Origin of the sequence: Sporolactobacillus terrae DSM 11697, from assembly GCF_000648615.1 — a bacterium.
In the GTDB taxonomy this organism is placed as follows: domain Bacteria; phylum Bacillota; class Bacilli; order Bacillales; family Sporolactobacillaceae; genus Sporolactobacillus; species Sporolactobacillus terrae.
The window spans coordinates 20,370-36,665 of record NZ_JFZC01000030.1 but is presented as its reverse complement, the minus strand read 5'-3'; the positions used below and the strand labels follow the sequence as shown (position 1 = coordinate 36,665).

The 16,296-nt window shown below is 44.6% G+C and carries 16 protein-coding genes and 1 pseudogene; 5 read left to right on the top strand and 12 right to left on the bottom strand.

Annotated elements, in window-relative coordinates:
* Nucleotides 1-243 precede the first annotated feature (243 nt).
* Nucleotides 244-831, top strand: coding sequence for an NAD(P)H-dependent oxidoreductase (locus AA84_RS0104745; protein ID WP_028976254.1), 588 nt, complete (start codon nt 244-246; stop codon nt 829-831).
* Between the two features lie 20 nt (nt 832-851).
* Here the strand turns inward: AA84_RS0104745 and AA84_RS0104740 are convergent.
* From AA84_RS0104740 to AA84_RS17100, 6 genes and pseudogenes are all read right to left on the bottom strand, one after another.
* Nucleotides 852-1,088: pseudogene (locus AA84_RS0104740) on the bottom strand (ATP-binding cassette domain-containing protein); the annotation flags it as partial.
* A gap of 15 nt (nt 1,089-1,103) precedes the next feature.
* A complete protein-coding gene (locus AA84_RS0104735) occupies nt 1,104-1,451 on the bottom strand; it encodes a DUF1048 domain-containing protein (RefSeq protein WP_028976252.1) in 348 nt (115 codons plus the stop codon).
* 12 nt (nt 1,452-1,463) lie between these two features.
* A complete protein-coding gene (locus tag AA84_RS0104730; protein ID WP_028976251.1) occupies nt 1,464-1,811 on the bottom strand; it encodes a DUF1048 domain-containing protein in 348 nt (115 codons plus the stop codon).
* Nucleotides 1,811-2,137 (bottom strand): PadR family transcriptional regulator, encoded by a 327-nt coding sequence (locus AA84_RS0104725; RefSeq protein WP_028976250.1) that lies wholly within the window; start codon nt 2,135-2,137, stop codon nt 1,811-1,813. The genes AA84_RS0104730 and AA84_RS0104725 overlap by 1 nt, the downstream gene beginning before the upstream one ends.
* Before the next feature lie 413 nt (nt 2,138-2,550).
* Nucleotides 2,551-4,236 (bottom strand): methionine--tRNA ligase, encoded by a 1,686-nt coding sequence (gene metG / locus AA84_RS0104720; RefSeq protein WP_328286227.1) that lies wholly within the window; start codon nt 4,234-4,236, stop codon nt 2,551-2,553.
* Nucleotides 4,237-4,987: 751 nt separating this feature from the next.
* Nucleotides 4,988-5,902: a nuclease-related domain-containing protein gene (locus AA84_RS17100; RefSeq protein WP_051577811.1), complete on the bottom strand. Its 915-nt coding sequence runs from the start codon at nt 5,900-5,902 to the stop codon at nt 4,988-4,990.
* A 390-nt stretch (nt 5,903-6,292) separates the two neighbouring features.
* Between AA84_RS17100 and AA84_RS0104705 the strand changes: the two genes are divergently transcribed.
* Nucleotides 6,293-6,721 carry a putative toxin-antitoxin system toxin component, PIN family gene (locus AA84_RS0104705; protein WP_028976247.1) on the top strand — a complete coding sequence of 143 codons (429 nt, stop codon included), beginning with the start codon at nt 6,293-6,295 and terminating at the stop codon, nt 6,719-6,721.
* An 847-nt stretch (nt 6,722-7,568) separates the two neighbouring features.
* Here the strand turns inward: AA84_RS0104705 and AA84_RS18285 are convergent.
* A complete protein-coding gene (locus tag AA84_RS18285) occupies nt 7,569-8,441 on the bottom strand; it encodes a phosphotransferase family protein (RefSeq protein WP_028976246.1) in 873 nt (290 codons plus the stop codon).
* A 308-nt stretch (nt 8,442-8,749) separates the two neighbouring features.
* On the opposite strand from AA84_RS18285, the gene AA84_RS17090 reads away from it, so the two are divergent.
* The gene (locus tag AA84_RS17090) at nt 8,750-10,081 is read left to right on the top strand and encodes an MATE family efflux transporter (RefSeq protein ID WP_051575239.1); all 1,332 of its coding nucleotides are present in this window, start codon (nt 8,750-8,752) and stop codon (nt 10,079-10,081) included.
* A 141-nt stretch (nt 10,082-10,222) separates the two neighbouring features.
* On the opposite strand, the gene AA84_RS0104685 is transcribed toward AA84_RS17090, so the two are convergent.
* From AA84_RS0104685 to AA84_RS0104675, 3 genes are read right to left on the bottom strand one after another with little or no spacing between them, the layout of a single operon-like run.
* The gene (locus AA84_RS0104685) at nt 10,223-10,942 is read right to left on the bottom strand and encodes a hypothetical protein (RefSeq protein WP_028976245.1); all 720 of its coding nucleotides are present in this window, start codon (nt 10,940-10,942) and stop codon (nt 10,223-10,225) included.
* Nucleotides 10,939-11,820, bottom strand: coding sequence for an ATP-binding cassette domain-containing protein (locus AA84_RS0104680; protein ID WP_028976244.1), 882 nt, complete (start codon nt 11,818-11,820; stop codon nt 10,939-10,941). The genes AA84_RS0104685 and AA84_RS0104680 overlap by 4 nt, the downstream gene beginning before the upstream one ends.
* Before the next feature lie 23 nt (nt 11,821-11,843).
* Nucleotides 11,844-12,206, bottom strand: a complete 363-nt coding sequence (locus tag AA84_RS0104675; protein ID WP_028976243.1) for a GntR family transcriptional regulator — start codon at nt 12,204-12,206, stop codon at nt 11,844-11,846.
* 145 nt (nt 12,207-12,351) lie between these two features.
* Between AA84_RS0104675 and AA84_RS0104670 the strand changes: the two genes are divergently transcribed.
* Nucleotides 12,352-12,783 (top strand): RNA-guided endonuclease TnpB family protein, encoded by a 432-nt coding sequence (locus AA84_RS0104670; protein ID WP_197737496.1) that lies wholly within the window; start codon nt 12,352-12,354, stop codon nt 12,781-12,783.
* Between the two features lie 141 nt (nt 12,784-12,924).
* Here AA84_RS0104670 and AA84_RS0104665 read toward each other — a convergent pair whose 3' ends face one another.
* Complete coding sequence (locus AA84_RS0104665) at nt 12,925-14,169, bottom strand: APC family permease (RefSeq protein ID WP_028976241.1); 1,245 nt, start codon at nt 14,167-14,169, stop codon at nt 12,925-12,927.
* 118 nt (nt 14,170-14,287) lie between these two features.
* Between AA84_RS0104665 and AA84_RS0104660 the strand changes: the two genes are divergently transcribed.
* The gene (locus tag AA84_RS0104660; protein ID WP_028976240.1) at nt 14,288-15,196 is read left to right on the top strand and encodes a LysR family transcriptional regulator; all 909 of its coding nucleotides are present in this window, start codon (nt 14,288-14,290) and stop codon (nt 15,194-15,196) included.
* A gap of 223 nt (nt 15,197-15,419) precedes the next feature.
* Here the strand turns inward: AA84_RS0104660 and scrK are convergent, their stop codons facing one another.
* On the bottom strand, nt 15,420-16,295 hold the full coding sequence (gene scrK, locus AA84_RS0104655) for a fructokinase ScrK (protein WP_028976239.1): 876 nt from the start codon (nt 16,293-16,295) through the stop codon (nt 15,420-15,422).
* Nucleotide 16,296: the final 1 nt, after the last annotated feature.

Sequence of the window (16,296 nt, the reverse complement as noted above, 5' to 3'; positions counted from 1 at the left end):
ATAATCAAAAAGAATTTTAAAAAATGGCAAGTTAGAAATTCTGCCAGTCTCTGCTTATTAAAAAAGAGCAATTATGAAATTGATTCATTCAAAATCAAATTGAGCGGTACCAAAACATCAATCGTTTATTGGCCAAAGTCATTGCAGACACAGACAGTTCCATAAAGAAACCGATCGATAAGCATGAAATCGATCAAATGGTAGAAGATCTCTACGAACAGATGAAAGAATCAGGTGATTGGTGTGAGTAAGATTGTCGTGATCATTGGCGATCCTCGTAAACAAGGGTTTAACAAGGCACTCGCTCATCGCTATGCAAAAGAGATGCAGGAAATGGATCATCAAGTTGAATTATTTGATCTGCACGAAATGAATTTCGAGATCGATATGGCTCTCGGCTATCAAACTAAGCGCAGCAAAGAGATTTTGCACCTAGAAAAAGCAGTTGAAAGAGCCGATCTGCTTGTGATCAGTTTTCCGGTCTGGTGGTACAATGTTCCGGCCAAACTCAAGGGGCTTGTCGATCAGCTGTTTTGGATTGGCAAAGCCTATAGCTTTCACAAAAAGAAATTTCTCTTCAATGGGCCGTGGCGCGGGAAAAAGGCAAGGCTCATATATACGCTTGGCGGAACTGAATTACAACACCGTTTATTCGGTTGGAGCGCTTACCGGGCGATGCGCTACCCGCTCTGGATCAGCGGCATCCTCTCAGTCAAGCGTTCCGCAATCGGTTCACTTGATCTTCCGATAAGAAAAAGCGATAACGACTACTTCGCCAAAATAAAAAAGGCTGCACAAAGTGATCATCACAGGCTCAGAACGCATAGCTAAAGCCCATGCATCAAATGGAACAGTGACTGCCGCACATGTTCAGGCTGTGCCGTAACTTCGAAACCGTTAACGGCGGCGCTCCCCCCATCCGGTTTGAGAAGCGTGGCAAGTATTTTGACAAGCGTTGTCTTGCCCGCACCATTGGAGCCAAGCAGGGCGAAAATACTGCCTTTTTCCACATCAAAATTTACGTTTTTCAGAACCTGGTGCTGCTGATAGGACTTTTTAAGCTCTTTCACTTGGATTGCTTTTTCCATCTGAGATCGTCCTTTTTACTTTTTATCTGTAATCTTTTTCATCGCCTTGCTGATTTCTTGATTAACGGATTCTTGACAGCTGTCAGCGTAAGTCTTTGAATTTTTGATAAGATCATCGCAAAAAGCTGCTACATCACTGCCTGTCACTTCGAGTACACCTTTTCCTAAAGAGGCGCCCTCTTCAAAAAGATCAACAATTCCAGAAAGCAGACCAATTCCGTGGGCTAGTTCAACAGGTCCGACCTTAAAGAGATATTTTTGAATCTCTTTATAAACAATCTGATAATCTTTCGGGAGTGCTTTGACACGTGCTACGTGTGCCCGCCACTCTTTTTTAGCTTCGATGAGCGCTTGTATTCTCATTTTTTCATCCTCCTATTTACCCAATTTTTTAGCGATAGTATCGTTGAGTTGCTTGCGCCACTTATCGCGGAAAGACTTCGCACCTTCTTCACCGGTCAGTGCTGAACAGAAGCCTTTGATATCATCATCCAAAACCGCTTGAATGTTCTGACCGTCTGCTGACGTTTCTTCAAGAAAGCCAAGCACTCCGTCAAGAATTGGCATCAGGTTGCGACCGGTGAAATCTGAGTGCGACCAAAGGTTGGCCTTAATTTGTTCCCATGCCACTTGGTAATCATCAGGCAGTTTGTTCGCTCGCGCTTCAAAAGCCTTCATTTCTTTAGTCATGTCGCTTCCGGTGACCTTTTCCCAAAAATTCATTATTTTTTCTCCTTTAATTCATTCATTTTTGATGATACGAACGCCCATTTTTCCCAGAACTTCCGCAGCTGTTCATGACCCGCGGCGTTGAGCACGAAAAACTTGCGCGGGGGACCTATATCGGATGGTTTTTTCTCCATATCCACGAGTCCATTTTTCTCAAGCCGCACCAAGATGGTGTAGACCGTCCCTTCCACAACATCGGTAAAACCAAGGGTATTCAGCCGACGCGTAATTTCATAGCCGTAGGTTTCTCCGCGACTTATTATTTCGAGGACACAGCCTTCAAGCACACCTTTCAGCATTTCCGTTAAGTTTTCCAGCATAATCCCTTCTTCACTATTTAATAGGACAGGTATGCAGTATTACTAACTACCACTATATAGTTACACTAAGTAGATCATTTGTCAATAATAATTGTAATTTCTTCTCTTCTGTCTCCTGCTTTATTGCGACTCACATTATACTGTCTACATATTATATAAGACCGGCAACGATTGCTCGCTTGCCGCGGGCGCACCGCAAGCCTCCTCAGACAGGCTAGACTCTGCGGGGTCTCGCTGGCACGCATCAACAACGCGCGATCCCGCAGGCGCCAGAGCATCTGCGCTTTGATTCTTGGCCAAAACACGGGTCTATTGGTTTGAAGACGGGGTAAAATCACATACTTTCTTTACCTGCAAAAAAAATAACCCCCAATGAGGTTTCATGGGAGGGTTATGGCGTTGCGATGTTTTTCTTACACGGTCTGCTGCGCGAGCCGCTCACGTTCTACTTGGATCTGAACCGGATCAATGCGTTCAAACAAGGGTTCAAGATGCTCCGGAAGTTTTCCCGGGCAATGAATCGCTTCCCATTTTAGCCCGTTGAGGTGCAGTGCCTTTTCCAGTTTTCGACTTGAATAGGGTAGAAATGGGGCCATAAGCTGAGCTAAATTGGCGATACTGAACAAACAGGTCTTCAATGTCTTGTAAGCCGCCGCTGGATCGGTCGTGATTGTCTGCCACGGTTTTTGTTCATCAAAATATTTATTCAAGCTGCGAATCCACGTAAAGAGCTCGCCGAGTGCCGCTTTCAAATGCGCCGATTCGATGAATTGGCCGATTTGCGTGTAGAGCGCTTGCGTTTCTTGTTCGACATGCGCCTCAACCGGACGAGCATCCACTTTAAAATCAGGCAGCTTTTCAATGAATTTGAGCGTCCGGTTGACAAAATTACCATAGGCGCCGAGCAGTTCGCCGTTGTGACTTTCGATAAACGCCTTCCAAGAAAAGTCGGCGTCATGTGTTTCCGGTGCATTGATCAGTAAAAAGTAGCGGATACTGTCCGGATCGTAGCGTTCGAGAATATCCGGCGCCCAAACCGCCCAGTTGCGGCTGGTCGACAGCTTTTTCCGTTCGAGCGTGACGTACTCATTCGAGACGAGATGCGTCGGCAATGCCTTTTTGCCGATTCCAAGCAGGATCGCCGGCCAAATCATCGTATGAAACGGCACATTATCTTTCCCTTGAACATAGTAGGAAACGGTGTCCTCCTGCCAAAATTCGGAGATGTCCTGATGATGTTCCTTCGCCCAGCGGACACTTGCTGAGTAATAACCGGATACCGCTTCAATCCACACATAAACTTTTTTATCTTCAAAGCCCTTAATCGGGACGGTAACGCCGATTGGCAAATCCCGGGTGACCGCCCGATCCTGAAGCCCCTCGTCAAGATAGCGACGCGTCAAATTGAGCGCGTTTTCCCGCCAATCATGATTCTTTTTTGCCCGCGCGTACAGTTGTTCCAGTTGCGGCTGAAATGTACTGAGCGCGAAGTACAGATGCTCAACCTCGCGAAGCTTCGGTTTGTGCCCGCACAGCTTACACGTTGAATCAAGCAGATCAACCGGATCAAGAATCGTCGAACACGCATCGCACTGATCGCCGCGTGCATGCGCCCCGCAATGCGGACAAGTGCCCTCGACATAGCGGTCCGGCAAAAACTGGGCACAGTGACTACAGTACATTTGCTTCGTTTTTTTGTGATAAATGTAGCCGTTGTCATATAATGTGCTGAAAATGTCCTGGACGACTTCATGATGCAGCGGTGTATCCGTTCGCGTGTAGCAGTCGTACGTAAACCCTAATTGATCGAAACATCGCTGAAAAGATTCATGATAACGATCCGCAATCGTTTTTGCTGATACCCCCTCCTGTTTGGCACGGATCGTGATCGGCGTGCCATTGCAATCGCTGCCCGAAACATAGAGCACCTTTTCTCCTTTTTGCCTGAAATAACGTGCCAAACAATCACCAGGAATCAAACTCGATAAATGCCCAAGGTGAAGATCTCCATTTGCATACGGCCATGCGCCCGCGATGAGTACTGCCATTCTTGACTCACTCCTTTTTTTGTAAACAAAAAAGTCCCCACCCTCATACATGAAGAACCATGTATAAGGACGAGGACTATTGTCTGCGTGTTACCACCTTAATTCACCAGCGATTCGCATCACTGATCTCAGCAAGTACGGAGCGTCTGCTCGATACTCGGGTTTTGTTAACCGGGTTCCACCCGTCCGCAGCCTAACCGTGTCATGGAACGGATCGGTGCGGATGCTCAGAGGCCATTGTTCCGCTTAGAATTCTGCTTCTTTCACCAATACGAAGCTCTCTTTGGAGAATTCTTCCGCCTACTTCTTCTCATCATCGCATGTCTTTATTCATTAAAGCTATTATAGGCAGTTCAGTGGAGAGATGCAAGAGCACCTGTGATTGATGTGATACGACTTTGCTGTGGTTTGATACGACTTTTCCTGGGTTTGATACGATTTCGTATCCGTTTGATACAACTTCGATTTTTTGATACGACTTTTCCTAGGTTTGATACGATTTTGTATCCGTTTGATACAACTTTGATTTTTTGATACGACTTTCCCTGAGTTTGATACGATTTTGTATCCGTTTGATACAACTTCGATTTTTTGATACGACTTTTCCTGAGTTTGATACGATTTTGTATCCGTTTGATACAACTTCGATTTTTTGATACGACTTTTCCTGGGTTTGATACGATTTCGTATCCGTTTGATACAACTTCGATTTTTTGATACGACTTTCCCTGAGTTTGATACGATTTCGTATCCGTTTGATACAACTTTGATTTTTTCGAATAACTCCGCATGAACGGATTATTCATTTCCATATTTTATTAGTGACTTCTTGTCTTAGTAATTGATCAAAAGTTTCATGAGATGGTGCCAGATAATATTGTCCTCTGCCTCTTCCGGTTCCTTCTCGTTTCAGCCCCATTTTGTTGAGTAGATCAATCGTCAGTTTTGCATTGTCAATTCCCAAAAAGTTCCGACATTGCAAGTTGGTCAGTGTGGATCCAAAAAGTAAAAAATGGTGAAGAATCATCGATTGATGCGCGTTTTTTGATCGGTGACCACAACGTATACATTGCCAGTTTGCAAAGATGCGCTGCATGGAAAAATGGTGACAGGATTCACATAAAACGCCGTGCTGAAGATCCGCTGAGGGAATGTTGAATTTCCGTAAAACATTGGGAAAGGAATCCCTATGATCGCTTAGTAGTATTTCCTCAATTTGTGGCAAAAATCTGGAGTAATTCGGGCTGTCTTGATACTTTTCGATCATGTGCTGTAGTTTGAGTGGCATTTTTTCCGCATGAAAAACAAGTTCTTTAACCATCTGATCAGCACGGTCCACAATCGTACTCGGATGAGCAATGACAACATTATTTTCGATTGGAATGTTTGGGAAATGATGTTCAGTGAGCCATTCTTGCACATGCATGCGGTGACGTTTGGCTTGTAAAATTGGATTTGCAAACCCTTCCCTTCGACCACCGATCGTTCGAATCATTTGACCAAAATCATTGGGAAAATAGAGTGTTCCGGAATAATTTTTGACTTCAACAACGGAAAGAAACGTGGGGGTAATCAGCAGAACATCAATCTGACACTGTTTTAAATGGAGATCATAAAAAATGCGAATTGTCGGATCAGAAATACCATCAAGGAAATAGGCAAGATTTTGTTCCCCTCTCCATCCTGCATAAAGCTTGGCAGCATCATGTTCGATCAACTTTCGTGCTCGATGATTCGTCGGCAAGTGGCTGAGTAAGGCGTAATCGGAAAGCAATCGTAAGGGGCAGAATAATTTTTTTGAAATCAGTAGACATCATCCTCTTCAACTGAACTTACCTCACAATTCGACATAAATGGCCTTCAATCCTTTCTCATAGGGATAAAAGGATCGTCTTAACCCATTCAAGGCAGTCATCAATAACATGAATGGGCCGCAAACCCATTCAAGATGGATACTTCCCTCTTGCAGTTTGATTAGCAGTATTGGCTAAACATAGTCAGATTATGATAAATAATTAATAGATTAAGAGAGTTTCAGGAAAAATATGGAAGAAAAAGGTTTGACATTTGCTGATATGTTCTCGGAGAATAAAAACAAAGAAGAAAAATGAAATATAAAATTATAGTCGATACAAATGTCTTTATTCACTACTTTTTTGATGGTGACGAAGCAAGTTCATACTTAATTGATCATATTGATGACTTTGGAAGATTTTTATTTTCCCACAATACTATAGGTGAATTATTATATATTTTGAAGAAAATAAGCCATGAATATCAATTTACGAATGAAGATATTGAGGATATTTTGCATTCAGCAGTAGACATGTTTTTATATGGGAAGTCTGTCAGTACAAAATTGATTACCGTGGATGAACTTCCAGTTATTAGAGACCCTGATGATCAAATGTTTGTTGAACTAGCCTACGCTGGCAATGCCGATTATATTAGTAGTGACGACAAAAGAAGCGGATTATTTGATTTGGAAAATGCCCCTTTCTCCTGCTATACACCAATGATCGAGAACTTTCCTTAAACAGGTGCTTCCAATCGGTACTGCTTGACCCCCCACATTAATGAAAATGATTAATCCACACATTAAATCCTCCCATCTTTTTGGGCGATTAAGACCTGATAAACATTCAATCCTCCAAAGAAAAAGTTTATTATCAAGCTGCAGATAGAAATACCTCTTAAAACACTATTCTTAAAAATCATCTTTGATTTATTCTTTACTCTAGTCGCACCCCACTATCTAAGTTCAAAGAATGAAAATGATGTATTGGGGCTCTCAATCAGCGATTGGAAACGTATGCTGAGAATGATGAATTATATTTCCAAAGGGCAACTGGAAAAGTAAAAACCCACAAGCAATTATTCAGCACATTATTAATAAAATGAATATCTCCGCTGATGACCATTCAATTGGTGAAATTTTATAGCTACGAAAGAATAGAATGAAACAGGCTTTTACTAATGTAGATTCTAGGATTCTTTATGTACTTTCTAAATTAAAGAGAAGCGGAAAGAAACTGTGCCTTATAAGTAATTCAGATTCCATTGATTCAATGTATGGCAGCAATCACCTAAGCAAGTTGTTTGACCTTCCTTCATTTATACTTATCCCGTTCCTCCCATTGACTATAGTCAGCGGATTATTTCTTTTCCTTAGAGATATGATCAAGCAGGTTCAGCAGGAATGAGCCGCCTACAAAAAGCAAACTCAGAATGCCAATGACAGCCATAAGTACTCATGAAAAAAGAATCGCACCTCCTCCGTCTCGTTCGTCTGCACAGACAGGAAGCAGAGAAACAAAAGGTGTGCGCCGCTCTTAAGCCGTTCTTATCATGATCTTATTCTCGCATAATTTGGTAGACATGAATCAGGAAATCATTTGTTTTAGTTCCATAAATCTCTTGAGCTGCGTATGGTCAATCGGCTCATTATTCTCGACAGAATAGAGCAACTCATGGAATACCGGCTGTAGTCCATAAAATGTGCTTAAGCGATCGAACATTTCATCTATCGACTCATCTGTCTGATAGAAAGAAAGCACTTCTTTCGTATACTCCGGACCATAATTCCAATAGATACCCGCAAAATCAAAGGCTGGATCGCCGATTTGACCGTCTGTAAAATCAATAATCCCGCTGATTCGATTCGTCTTCTGATCAAAAAGAATATTTGAAGCGGAAAGATCGCCATGAATCACTGCCTTTGTCTTAGAAAACGCCGTATATCTGTTCAAAAAACGAGTGAACACATCCTCAATTGCCTGACACTCCTCATCACGCAACGCCGAGAACACCTTTTTTCTAAGCGATTCAAGTAACACTTGCCAATAGCAAAACGTATGCCGAGTAGGCAAAAAACCACCCGCGATTTGATGCAGTTTCATCAGAAAATCGCCAAGTAATTGAGCATTTTCAGGATTCCTCCTTAAATCAACAGGGTGTTCATTTAAGGATTCTCCACTCATGAATGGATAGGTAATTGCTCTGAGGGTTTTACCTTCATAAATCAGTTTGTACCTCGGAATTTGCAGTGCAGGTTTCTTTTGCTCGAGCTGTCTCAATAGCACGCATTCGCCCTTAATCTGATCTCGGATCTGATCTGTTTTCGGAAAGCGGAAAACCTGCTGCTTGTTGACAATCAGAATGTCATTATCCCAGCCATTTGTTTTTATCTCACTTGTATCAATGGTTAGCTTCGGCATGGTGCGCCGAACAAAACGGATCATGTCTTCCTTTCTCACAAACACGCATCCTCTTTTCTATCCCAGGAATAAATCGGTTTAAACGGATTCTCTCTATTATCCAAACAAGCATAGCAAAAGTTGAATTTTTTGTAAAAAAGCAGCGGTTTGTTTTGCCAATCCGTTCAAAGATGGATTGGCTTTTTTGATTCTCAGTGTGTGAGAAATCTTGTGGAATTTTTTTCAAGCAACAACTAAACTAAAAAGGAATTGATAGTAAGGAGGTGATTCGCATGGACGTCGCACAGTATGTTTTCCCATCGGTTACGGAAGCTGATGGGAATTCATAAAAGAACGGAGTCCTCTAGATGAACGAAACATTAAAAGCGCATATCAAGCCGCTCAATCAATTGGCGGTTCCATTAATCGCCAATTCGATTTTCGGCTTATCGATAGAATTCATTGATCAGGCGATGGTCGGGCACCTCTCTGTGTCCGCCTATGCCTCGGTCGGTGCAGTCGGTAATTTTCTGTACACAGTAGCAGGAATTTTCGGTGCCATTGCGATTGTTTTAAACATTTTAGGTTCGAGGGCAATGGGTGAACACCGTGAAGACAAGTATCTGACCACACTATCCTCTTCACTCCTGATTGATCTGCTGTTTGGCATGCTTTTCGGCATACTCTGCTTTTCATTTGGACAAGTGCTTTTGCAGACAGTGTACGATTTTTCCGGCACCACACTTCATGAAGGAACGTCTTATCTTTCGCTGATGAGTGGCTACATGCTGCTTCAATTATTAATTTTCACACTGACAAACTGCTTAAAAATCAAAAAACGGACGCAATGGATCTTAATCATTTCTACAACGACTACCTTGCTCCACACAGGCTTGAATTACCTGCTCATCTTTGGAAAGTTCGGCTTTCCTCAGCTCGGTATCGCCGGTGCCGCGCTTTCCAGTACAATCACCTTGACCATGGATGTACTCGCGTATTGCTGGCTGCTGAGAAAAGACATCCGATTGGCACTTCAGTCTCGGCCAAATAAAGTGCGACTGATCATTCGCCAAAGCCTACCTTTGATGGGGCAAGAGTTGCTGCAAGGTAGCCTTTTTGTTATCGTAATCAATGCGATTCTTGCCCACTTGGGGACGCTTGTCCTTTCGAGCTATCTGCTGATCGGGCAATTGCTCCAAATTGGCTTGATCCCGGCATTCATGTACAGTAGCGCGCTGCTTACACTCGTCGGTGAAAGCAGCGGCGCGCATCGACTAAATGATTTGAAGGCTTATCCGAAAACGGCCTCTGTACTGACAATGGTCCTCTTTTCATTGACCGGAATCATTTTTTATCTGCTTCGAGCACCAATTGCCGGGTTTATCACGAATGACCCAAGCTTGATCGGTTTTTCAACGGCTATTTTCTTACTTCTGTGGCTAGCCAACCTGTTCAGTCCTTGGTTTGAAGTTTACAAAGCGGCCATGCAATCCATTGGAAAAGGCACCTACGTCCTGATCGCGACTTTGGTTGTCCACGCAGCCGCGCTCGTGATCATGGCCTTATTGGCATTCCCGCTCCATCTCGGAATTTATGGAATCGCCGCTAGCCTGTTCTTCGATTATTTTGTGATGTATGTTTGTTTAAGAATCGCTTATTTGCATGATGTGAGGCAATTGAAGCAAACGACTGCTCACTAATTCAAGCCCCTCCTTGAAAAAATTAAGGAGAGGCTTTTTTTACATGATCTAGTAAATAGAGAGAGCAGCTATGCAACTTTCACGGAATAAAATTAGTCCCAAGTACACAACCTTCAAATCACGATTCAATACTTTGCGCTGTTACGGCTTGATCGGCATACGCCCAACAATCACGCGAAGCAAAACAATGAGCAAGACGAGAATCGCTACGCTGCCGACAAGCCCTGTAACGAATAAAATCTGTGTATCAGTCAGCCATCTCATAAGTAAATCCAACTGCCGAGGAAGCTTCATATAGGAATTCCAGAAAAATTCGGATAAACCGACCAGCACAATGCTTAGGGCAATGGAAAACATACCTGGGAAGAAGCCGTACCGGGAGAATGCTAGGCCGATCAGCCATCCAATTGCAAAGTAGATCACGCAAAGCAAGAAAAAGATAAGCAACAGAGCTAGAAACTGTTTATGATAAATCTGAGATAAATCATTGGACTGACCAAATGCATTACCGAAGATCCAAATTGTAAGACCATACAGGATTTGTACCACTATTGACAAAGCCCCCACCATGCAGGACATACCAATAAACACGCCCTTGAACATATTCTTCCTGGTTACTCCATTTCTGATGTAGGCGACGGGCAGTGAAAGCGCAAGGATGATTCCCTCAACCAGCATGTAAATTTTTGCTGACAGTATTGTGCCGTCAAAAAAGTTAAGATCAATCTGAACTTGCGGTACAAAATGCGCGATAATGAAAAAAATGATATAAAAAGGCAGACACCAAGCCACCCAAGTCGACAACATCAAAAAAACATCCATCGCGACTTTCCGGCTGACACGATTCATGAATCCACTCATGCTTCCTCCCCCTCATGTTCCGTTAAATAGATAAACAGTTCCTGCAAACTGATCGGGCCAAGCTCAAGTCCTGCTGCTTCAAATTCTGATTGCCGTGCGCTTTCCAGCTGCCCGTAAATCATTACCGATTTTGTTCTTCCCAATTGTTGTTCCTTCAGCACGTGAAGATCACGCGTTAATGCATCCACCTGTTCCACAGGTCCGGTCACGCTGAGTCCGTGCGCCATGAGTGAATCGACCGATTCATGGAGGAGCAGCTTGCCGCGATCAATAATCATCACTTCTTCCATGAGTGAAGCGACTTCCGAAATCAAATGCGTCGACAGAATCATGCAGCGCGGGTGTTCGGCATAATCCTTGATCAGTTCCTCATAGAATATGGATCGCGACGGCGCATCCATGCCAAGGTAGGCCTCATCAAAAATCGTGACCGGCGTTCGCGAAGCGAGTCCGATCACCACGTCCAGCGCAGACTGTTTTCCTTTAGACAGCGCGTTGACCTTTTGATCCATCGGCAATTTAAACCGTTTCACAAGTTTTAATGCATACGCGCCATCCCAATTTGGACGATAACGTTCGGCAAATTCAAGCATTCCCTTTACTTTTTCCGTCTCACTGCTCTGATCTCTTCCATAGACGAAGTTAACCCTGCTCATCACTCGATCATTTTCAAACGGGATCTCGCCATTAATCAGAATCGTTCCTTCGGTTGGTTCACGGAACGAGGCGAGCAGTGACAACAGCGAGGTCTTTCCAGCTCCGTTTCGGCCAAGCAATCCGTAGATCTTATCTCCTTTTAATTGAAAGGAGAGGTCCGATAAAACATTCTGTTTTCCTAATCGCAGCGACACATGATCCGCTTTAATTTCAGCTGTCATAATAGCCTCCTTTGATTCAATCATTATTGTCCGTCTTCAATCATGTGAATCAGCGCCTTTTTTGTTATGTCCAGTTTCTCTGCTTCGCGCAGCATGGCAGCCACATAATCCTTAAAAAAGGTTCTTTTCCGCTTTTCAATCAGTTTTTCACGCGCATGCTCGGCAACAAACATACCAATTCCTCTTTTTTTAAAAAGAATCCCTTCATTCACCAGCACATTCACGCCCTTGGCTGCCGTCGCTGGATTGATTTTATAAAACGCGGCAAATTGATTGGTTGAAGGCACTTGGCCCAATTCTGCAAGTGAGCCTTCAAGTATTTCATTCTCAATGTGTTCGGCAATCTGCACGAAAATGGGCCGACCATCATTCATTGGCTCATGCATGGGTTCACCACCTAATCGGTTAGTTACTTATGTAACTAACTATATAGGATGATTGGTACGCTGTCAATTAGAAAAACTGCCGCGCAATAATCGAATAGAAACAAGAGCGGCGGCAGTAAGGCCAGCGCGCTCTTGTTTCTTGTATGTGGCAGTGCCACGCCAGCTGACTGACTTCAAGAACTACATGAAAACAAAAATGATGGTGGCGAAGTACAGCGAGAAAGTCGCTAATCAGCGTCGCGACTACTTGCAAAAGATTAGTGCCAAACTCATTAGGCACTATGACGTGATTAAGCTGGAAGATCTGAAAACCAAGGGTCTGATGCGTAATCACAACTTAGCGCGGGCAATTGCTAATCAATCATGGCGTGAATTACGGCTGATGTTGGAATACAAAGCGACATGGTATGGAAAGCAAGTCGTTGCCGTCTCGCCGTACAAAACCTCTCAACGCTGTTCACTGTGTGGCTATGATGACGGCAAGCACGAACTAGATGTCCGCGAGTGGACGTGCCCACAATGCCACGCATATCACGACCGCGATATTAATGCCGCGAAGAATATTCTGGCGGCATAGCCACAAACAGCTTTGACTCTATAGAGTCTGCGGTGCGGGACGCGCCTTGGTCAACAGCCGTAACCTCTGCATTGAAGACTTAGTGTTGGATAAGTAAGTCAGCGGTGTTCCCAGAAGCTCGGTCATTTATGGACGAGTAGTTCACGAATGATTTCTCGAGAACATGCGAATCATCTTTTGCCCTGCAAGCAACGCGCAGATCGCGAGCGGATAAAGAATCGCTGAGCCGACAAAAAAGAACATTACGAGCGTGGCAATCAGTGCAATCAGACTGATCAGCATTTTCTTCTTCTCTTTTTTGAACAGAACCACGCCTGCCGCGCATCCGCCCATGTAGTTCAGCAAAAAAGTTGCGTTCGGCAGCTGGATCAGTTTCTGTAATGAGATCAATCCGCCGGAATAGGCGGTCATCACAACAAGAAAACAGAGCGCTAAAAAAAGCAAACCGCCGACAGGTGTCTGATACTTATGCGATTGTTTCCCGAGCCAGCGCGGCGCAGTTCCATCCGAAGCCATCGCGCAGGCCATTCGTGCTGCAGAGCCAATATACGCAATGACTGTCGCCAAGCAGATCAGCAAACTGGCGATGCCGATAATCACCGCTCCACCTTGCCCAAATGCTTGCTCAGAAACGGTAACCAGCGCTGCCTGCCCCTTCGCGCGATCACTGCCGGTACCGACAACTACAAAAGCCGTCATAAAGTAAAGCCCCCCTAAAATAAGGGCGGCGATCAGCGTCGCGCGGTGCACGTCTTTTTCCGGGTGAACAAACTCAGACGTATAGCTCGCGATTGCTTCCCAGCCGATGAAACACCAAAACAGCAGCGTTGACGCTCGACCAATGCTCCACAGACCCCCCGGCATGAACGGTTGAAAATGGCTCATTCGTAGATGGGGCAATGCGCCTGCCAAGACGATTCCTAAAGTAATGAGAATCGTTGCGATCACCGCAACCTGTACCTTCCCGGCAACACGCATGCCTCGGTAATTGAGCATTAACGCGATAAGCAGAATACCGACAGCCAGTCCTTCGATTGCCGAATCCGACCATTTCAATGCCTCACTTAAATAGGCTGCGCCGGTTAAAGCAGTCACCGGTGCGCCGATCGGAACCGACATCAGGAAGAACCAGCCGACGATTTGGCCTGCATGTGGCCCAAACGCCCGTCCGGCAAAATAAGAAACACCCCCCGAATGTGGATATTTCTGAGCCAAGTTAGCCATGCAAAAGGCAAGCGGCAGAACCAGAATCAGAAGCAGCGCCCAGTCAACCAGTGATGCCGGACCGGCAATCTGTGCCGCGAGCCCGGGCACGAGCAGAATGCCTGCTCCGAGCACTGCTCCTATATAAAGTGCAATCGCTTGCGGCAGACGAATCGTTTTCATATTTTTTGACGCTCCTTCTTGTTTTTATCACCTACTCATCTTAGAATGAAATCATAAATCGTGAAAGACGATTATTCTGTTCTATTCAATCGAATTTTTCGATATGGGGGGATTTTTCATGGACACAAAACAAATTCTGACGTTTAAAATCGCTGCAGAAACGCTTAATTTCACGCGAACCGCGCGTCAGCTTCACTTTGCTCAATCCAGCGTTACCGCACAGATTCAAGCATTGGAACGCGAACTGGGACATGCTTTATTTGAACGGCTAGGAAAAAAAATCAAATTGACGGAATCAGGGCTCCAGTTTAAAGGCTATGCGGATCAAATTGTGCAGCTCACGCGTGAAGCAGAGGCAAAGCTTACCGATACCCCCCCTACCTTAACGATCGGTGTGACCGAAAGCCAGTGCACCTACCGTCTGCCGCAGCTTCTGAAAAAATATACACGTCATCATCCAAAAGCAGAATTAATTGTCAAGCCGGTCAACTTCGATGCTGAGGTTTGTGAAGGGATTATGGACGGCAGTATTGATTTAGGCTGGATGATGGGAACACATCATTCAGCCTCATTAATTATTGAGAAAGATTTGATCGACGAGCCAATGGTTCTCGTTGCTGCCCCTGAAACAATGCTTGGAAACGTTTCAGCGATTTCAGCAAACGACTTGAACGGTCAAACGTTTTTATTAACATCGAAAGGCTGTACTTATCGCGTTTTATTTGAGGCTGCCTTGGCTAAACAGCAAATTATTGCGGGAACCATCATGGAGTTCGTCACCGTCGAAGCGATCAAACAATGCGCCATTGCTGGAATCGGCCTTGCTTTTTTACCGGAGATCACCGTTCGCGCAGAGATCGAAAAAGGCCTGCTCGCCAAACTCAATTGGCAAGCCGCCCCAGAATCAATTTCCACGTATCTCGCCTGGCATAAAGGCAAAAGACTCACTGAAAACATCCGCTTTTTTATTGACTCAGCCCTGGCTATGTATGGAAAAGATCACGTTTCAGTACATCCAGAAAAATAATCTTGTGAACTTCTGTTCCGGCGACAGCTGGTCATGCGAACGAAAGTTGAACATTTCCGAGCATGCAGATGCTTTGTTTATAAAAAAACATACTTGACCGATAAGAATCAAGTATGAGGAAATGCTTCGGTTTAGACCACGCTTTTGGAAACTAAAAATGTTCGAGAAACGATAACAGTATATCGTAGTCTCGAACATTCCTGTTTTTTAAACAAAGTGACGCTTACAAGTGCAGCACAACATCCCTTGCCAGTGCCAGACACCCCACTGTACCAGCATTATCTTCCAGTTTTGGTGTCACCAGATACTGATCCAACGATGGTGTTTCAACGTAGCCATTGATCATTTCACTGAACAACTTGCGGACTTTGTGCATCAGGTGTTCCTGCTTCATCACACCGCCACCGAAAATGATCACATCCGGTGATAATATTAACGTGGTGTTGTAAGCACATTGCGCAATGTAGGAAGCTTCAATAGCCCAAACCGGATCATCTTCACTTAATTCCTGGCCTTTCCTGCCCACACGTTTTTCGATGGCCGGACCTGCTGCCATGCCTTCCAGACAATCATGATGGAACGGACAGTTGCCTTCAAAGTTATCTTCCGGATGATGCCGTACCAGCATATGCCCCATTTCCGGGTGACTGAAGCCTTCCACAAAGATACCGTCCTGCAAGGCACCGGCGCCGACACCAGTACCGATCGTGTAATAAACGACACTGTTAAGGCCCGTACCGCGTCCTGCCACAAACTCCCCGTAACAGGCAGCGTTTACGTCGGTCGTCCATGCCACCGGAATACCGTTGAAGGCTTTCTTCAACGTTCCAACAAAGTCAAAGTTCTGCCACGCTGATTTCGGCGTTGAAGTGATGTAGCCGTAGGTGTCGGATTCATGATGAATATCAATTGGACCAAATGATCCCACACCAATACCTTCCAGCTCATTTTTATACTGAGTAAAGAAATCGACTACCCTTTTCATCGTTCCATCTGGTGTCGTGGTTGGAAAACTGACTCTTTCAATGATTTCAAGATCGGTGTTACCGATAGCGCAGACAAATTTCGTCCCGCCGGCTTCGATTGAGCCTAATACCATG

Coding starts and splice junctions, on each gene's coding strand:
- scrK (WP_028976239.1), bottom strand. CDS start 16,295: ATGGTATTAGGCTCAATCGAAGCCGGCGGGACGAAATTTGTCTGCGCT.
- AA84_RS0104675 (WP_028976243.1), bottom strand. CDS start 12,206: ATGCATGAGCCAATGAATGATGGTCGGCCCATTTTCGTGCAGATTGCC.
- AA84_RS0104685 (WP_028976245.1), bottom strand. CDS start 10,942: ATGAGTGGATTCATGAATCGTGTCAGCCGGAAAGTCGCGATGGATGTT.
- AA84_RS17090 (WP_051575239.1), top strand. CDS start 8,750: ATGAACGAAACATTAAAAGCGCATATCAAGCCGCTCAATCAATTGGCG.
- AA84_RS0104680 (WP_028976244.1), bottom strand. CDS start 11,820: ATGACAGCTGAAATTAAAGCGGATCATGTGTCGCTGCGATTAGGAAAA.
- AA84_RS0104705 (WP_028976247.1), top strand. CDS start 6,293: ATGAAATATAAAATTATAGTCGATACAAATGTCTTTATTCACTACTTT.
- AA84_RS0104730 (WP_028976251.1), bottom strand. CDS start 1,811: ATGAATTTTTGGGAAAAGGTCACCGGAAGCGACATGACTAAAGAAATG.
- AA84_RS0104735 (WP_028976252.1), bottom strand. CDS start 1,451: ATGAGAATACAAGCGCTCATCGAAGCTAAAAAAGAGTGGCGGGCACAC.
- metG (WP_328286227.1), bottom strand. CDS start 4,236: ATGTATGAGGGTGGGGACTTTTTTGTTTACAAAAAAAGGAGTGAGTCA.
- AA84_RS0104665 (WP_028976241.1), bottom strand. CDS start 14,169: ATGAAAACGATTCGTCTGCCGCAAGCGATTGCACTTTATATAGGAGCA.
- AA84_RS0104660 (WP_028976240.1), top strand. CDS start 14,288: ATGGACACAAAACAAATTCTGACGTTTAAAATCGCTGCAGAAACGCTT.
- AA84_RS0104725 (WP_028976250.1), bottom strand. CDS start 2,137: ATGCTGGAAAACTTAACGGAAATGCTGAAAGGTGTGCTTGAAGGCTGT.